This window comes from Streptomyces sp. NPDC005195, assembly GCF_040608315.1.
Lineage (GTDB): Bacteria > Actinomycetota > Actinomycetes > Streptomycetales > Streptomycetaceae > Streptomyces > Streptomyces kaempferi.
Genome location: NZ_JBEXHZ010000154.1, coordinates 1 through 5137, shown reverse-complemented (window position 1 = coordinate 5137; position 5137 = coordinate 1). Strand labels below are relative to the sequence as shown.

General features: G+C 73.3%; 3 protein-coding genes and 1 pseudogene. All 4 read left to right on the top strand.

Translation table 11 applies throughout. The annotated features are described in order from the left end of the window. Window positions 1-483, top strand: a pseudogene (locus ABZV34_RS37050) (dehypoxanthine futalosine cyclase); the annotation flags it as partial. A gap of 38 nt (window positions 484-521) precedes the next feature. Then, the gene (locus tag ABZV34_RS37045) at window positions 522-1514 is read left to right on the top strand and encodes an ATP-binding cassette domain-containing protein (RefSeq protein WP_356286938.1); all 993 of its coding nucleotides are present in this window, start codon (window positions 522-524) and stop codon (window positions 1512-1514) included. Window positions 1515-1519: 5 nt separating this feature from the next. Continuing rightward, a complete protein-coding gene (locus ABZV34_RS37040; RefSeq protein WP_356286935.1) occupies window positions 1520-2371 on the top strand; it encodes an ABC transporter permease in 852 nt (283 codons plus the stop codon). A 29-nt stretch (window positions 2372-2400) separates the two neighbouring features. Next, the coding region (locus ABZV34_RS37035) for an AMP-binding protein (RefSeq protein WP_356286940.1) at window positions 2401-5137 on the top strand (2737 nt) is incomplete at its 3' end.

Below are 5137 nucleotides of genomic sequence, written 5' to 3'. Positions count from 1 at the left end.
CGCGACGTACAGGACCGGACCGGCGGTTTCCGCGCCTTCATCCCGTACACCTACCAGCCCGAGAACAACCACCTCAAGGGCCGTACGCAGGCCACGCTCTTCGAGTACGTGCGGATGATCGCGATCGCCCGGCTCTTCTTCGACAACGTGGCCCACATCCAGGGTTCCTGGCTGACCACCGGCAAGGAGGCCGGTCAGCTGACCCTGCACTACGGCGCGGACGACCTCGGCTCCGTGATGCTGGAGGAGAACGTCGTCTCCTCGGCCGGCGCCAAGCACCGCTCCAACCTGGCGGAACTGCTCACGCTGATCCGCGGTGCCGGGCGGGTGCCCGCGCAGCGCTCCACGACCTACGAGCACCTCAAGGTCAACGACGACCCGGCGAACGACCCGGTCGACGAGCGGGTCGTCTCCCACATCTCGTCCACCGCGATCGCGGGCGGCACAGCCCACCCCGAGCTGAAGCTGATCTCCGCGAACTGATGAAGTCCCACCGAACGCAGAAACAGGACGGAGAAGCCATGCCGGGCGCCATCCACGCCGAGGGCCTCGTCAAGACCTTCGGGAAGATCCGGGCTCTGGACGGAGTCAGTCTCACGGTCCCGGAGGGCACCGTGCTGGGTCTGCTGGGCCCCAACGGGGCGGGCAAGACCACCGCCGTCCGGGTGCTCACCACTTTGCTGCGCCCCGACGCGGGCACCGCCACGGTCGCGGGCCACGACGTGGTCCGCGCCCCGGACCTGGTGCGCCGGTCGATCGGGCTGTCCGGTCAGTTCGCCGCCGTCGACGACCGGCTGACGGGCCGTGAGAACCTGCGCATGATCGGCGAGTTGTACGGCATGCGGGCCGCCCCGGCCCGGCAGCGGGCGGTGGAGCTGCTCGCGCAGTTCGAGCTGACCGGGGCAGCCGACCGGGTGTCCACCACGTACTCGGGCGGTATGCGCCGGCGGCTCGACCTCGCGTGCGCGCTGGTGGTGCGGCCGTCGGTGATGTTCCTCGACGAGCCGTCGGTGGGTCTCGACCCCACCAGCCGCCTGCTGCTGTGGGAGGCCATCGACCGGCTGGTCGAGGCGGGCACCACCCTGCTGCTGACCACGCAGTACCTGGAGGAGGCGGACCGGCTCGCCCAGGACATCGCCGTCGTCGACCAGGGCCGGATCATCGCCCAGGGCACACCGCGCGAACTCAAGACACGCGCCGGCCGGCAGCAGATCGAGATGGTCGTGGAGCGCGCCGAACAGGTCGAGGGCGCCGCCGCGCTGCTGGCCCGCTTCAGCACCCGCGCACCGGACGTGGACCGGGCCAGGTTCCTGGTCTCCGCGCCGGTGGACGGCGGCGTGCACCTGCTGACCGAGGTCGTCGGCGCCCTGGCCGGCGCCGGGATCGAGGTCAGCGACATCAGCCTGCGCCAGCCGACCCTCGACGAGGTGTTCCTGGCCCTGACGGACCCGCCCCGCGGCGACCGGTCCGGGCACGCGATGGTCTCGGCCGGCGCGTCGAACGAGAAGGAGTGATGACCGTGGCATGGGCGGTACAGTCCCGCGACGGGGACGCCCTGCGCCCCGCGTCCGCGGCGAAGGCGATCCACGACGTGCTCGTGATCACCCGGCGCAACATGATCAGGATGATCCGCATCCCCGAGGTGCTGGTCCTCAGCCTCGTGCAGCCGATCGTGTTCGTCCTGCTCTTCGCCTACCTCTTCGCGGGCTCCTTCGCGCTGCCCGGTGCGGGCGGCCCGGAGGCCTACCGCGAGTACATGATGCCCGGCTTCTTCGCGCAGACCATCGCCTTCGCGACCGCCAGCAACAGCAGCGTGGGCATGGCCAACGACCTCAAGAGCGGCATGGTCGACCGGTTCCGCTCGCTGCCCATGGCCCGCGGGGCGCTGCTGACCGGCCGCGCGGTGGCCGACCTGGTGCAGAACGCCGCCGTGATCGTGGTGATGGTGGGCTGCGCCCTGGTCGTCGGCTGGCGTATCCACCACGGATTCCTGCACGCCGCCGCGGCGTTCGGGCTGCTGCTCCTGCTGGGCTACGCCCTGTCGTGGGTGGGGGTGCTCATCGGTCTGTCGGTGCGCGCGCCGGAGGCCGCCGCGACCGGCAACTTCCTGTGGCTGTTCCCGCTGACCTTCCTGTCGAACGCGTTCGTCGCGCCGTCCACGCTCCCGACCCCACTGCGTTTCGCGGCGGAGTGGAACCCGCTCACGGCCACCGTCCAGGCGGCCCGTGACCTGTTCGGCAACCCCGGGCTGCACGCGACGACCGGCTGGCCCGCCGAGCACGCCGTGGTGGTGTCCGTGGCGTGGTCGGTCGTCATCGCCCTGGTGTGCCGGGCGCTGGCGGTACGCCGCTACCGCTCGTCCGCCGCCTGACCGCAGGGAGTCCGAGGAGCGTGAGTGAGATGTTCCGTGCCGATCTCGTCCGGCCGCTGCACGAGCTGCTCGCCGATCACGCCGAGCGGCGGCCGCGGCAGCCCGCGTTCCGTGACGCCCACCGTTCGGTGACGTACGCCGAACTCGCCCTGCGTACCGCCCGGGTGGCCGGTCATCTCGCCGAACTGGGCCTGGAACGCGGGACGCGCGCCGTGATCTATCTGCCCAACCGGGTGGAGACGGTGGAGAGTTACCTGGCCGTCACGCGGGCGAGCGCGGTCGGTGTCCCGCTCAACCCGCAGTCGACCGACGCCGAGCTGTCCTTCCTGCTGGACGACTGCGGGGCCCGGATGGTGATCACCGGGGTGGCTCAACTGCCGCAGGTGCGCCGGGTCCTGGTCGACCGGCCGGGGATCGCGGTCGTGGTCGTGGCGGACCCCTCCGGGCCCGGGGAGGAGCACGGTCTGCCGCGGTACGAGACCCTGGCGACGACCTGGTCGATACGTCATCCGCCGCGCGACGACCTGGGCCTGGACGAGCCGGCGTGGATGCTCTACACGTCCGGCACCACGGGCCGTCCCAAGGGCGTTGTCTCCACCCAGCGGTCGTCGCTGTGGGCGACAGGCGCCTGCACCGCCCCGGTCCTCGGGCTGTCGCCCGAGGACCGGGTGCTGTGGCCGATGCCGCTGTTCCACGCCGTCGCGCACAACGTGTGCGTGCTCGGGGTGGTGGCGGTCGGCGCGACGGCCCGGATCACCGACGGGCTGGCGGCGGACGAGATCCTGCGCACGGCCCGCGAGGAGCGCTCCACGTTCCTCGTCGGGGTGCCGACGATGTACCACCACATGGTCGAGCGGGCCCGGTCCGACGGCTTCGACGCCCTGGCCGACCTGAGGCTGTGCATGGTCGCGGGCTCCTCCTGCCCGATGCCGCTGCACGAGTCCTTCCGTGCCGCGTTCGGCCTGCCGCTGCTGGACAGTTACGGCAGCACCGAGACCGGCGGCGCGATCACCACCAACCTGCCCGAGGGCCCGTACGTGCCGGGCTCCTGCGGGCTGCCCGTGCCGGGGCTGACGCTGCGTCTGACGGATCCGCGCACCGGGCGGGAGGTGCCCGGCGGAGCGGAGGGCGAGGTGTGGGTCTCCAGCCCGGCGCTGATGCTCGGCTACCACCGCCAGGACGAGGCGACGGCGTCCGTGCTGAGCGACGGCTGGTACCGCACCGGGGACATCGCCTGGCAGGACGAGGCCGGGTACGTCACGATCAGCGGCCGGCTGAAGGAACTCATCATCCGCGGCGGCGAGAACATCCATCCGGGCGAGATCGAGAAGGTGCTGGGCCGGGTGGAGGGCGTCGCGGACGCGGCCGTGGGCGCGAAGCCGCACGACACGCTCGGCGAGGTCCCGGTGGCGTACCTGGTGCGCGGGCCCGGCGGCATCGACACGGACGCGGTCCTGGCCGCGTGCCGCGCGGAGCTGTCGGCGTTCAAGCTGCCCGAGGAGCTGTACGAGGTCGACGAGGTCCCCCGCAACCCCGCCGGGAAGATCGCCCGCAAACGACTGGCCGGGCTGCCCGGCCGGCTGCTGTGGCGCAGGTCCCGGACGGCGGAGCGGTCCTCGCGGGTCTACGAAGGGGCCCTGGAACTCGGCCTGGTGGACGGCGCGCACCCGCTGCTGCAGGCCGCGGTCGAGCTGCCCGGCGGGGACGGTGTGCTGTTCACGGGCCGTCTGCAGGGCGGCGGGTCCACTCCCCCGGCCTCCCGCACGGTGGCCGGTACGGCCGTCGTGGCGCCCGCGGTCCTCATCGAGCTGGTGCTGCACGCCGGGGACCACGTCGGCTGCGGGCACCTGGTGGAGCTGAGCACCGGCGAGCCGCTGGTGCTGCCCGAGCGGGACGGTGTCCAGCTGCGGGTGAGCGTCGGGGCGGCCGGTGACGAGGGCGTACGTCCCGTCACCGTGCACGCCCGGCGGGACGGCGGGGGCGCGAGCGGACGGCCGTGGACCTCTCACGCGTCCGGCACGCTCGCGCCCGGCCTGCCCGCGGCGGATCCCGGTGACCTGGCCGTGTGGCCGCCGGCCGGTTCACGGCGCGTCCCGCTGGAGGAGTTGCCGGCCGGCCCGGACGACCTCGCGGCCGGCGCGGGAGGCGGCCTGCCGTGGGAACTGCGCACGGTGTGGCGGCGCGACGGAGAGCTGTTCGCCGAGGTCGCGCTGCTCGACGAGAACCGGAAGCAGGCAGCCCTGTTCGGGCTGCATCCGGCCCTGCTGGACGCGGTGCTGCGGCCCGCGCTGCTGCACACCCGGGTGGATCCGGCCGTCCAGGCTCCGGCCGCGGACGGCGAGGGCCCGTGGTGGCCGGACTCCTGGCACGGGGTGACGCTGCATGCCTCCGGCGCGTCCGTGCTGCGCGTACGGGTACGGCCGCGGCCCGACGGCGGGTTCGGCATCGAGGCCGCCGACGCGGCCGGCGATCCGGTGCTGAGCGTGGAGTCCGTGACGTCCGGCGGACTGACCCGGTCCGCCCTGGCCCGCGCGTCCGCCGTCCAGCAGGACGGCCTGTTCACCCAGGTGTGGCACGACGTGGAGCTCACGCCGGGCGCGCGGCACGGCGACGACCGGTGGGCGGTGGTGGGCGACGACCCCCTGCGCGTCCGCGCCGGCCTGATGGCCGCCGGGCGTTACTCGGAGACGTATCCGGACCTCGGCGCCCTGGCGAAGGCCGTCTCGGACGGCGGCGCGCCGCCGGACGTGGTGGTCGTCTCCCTGG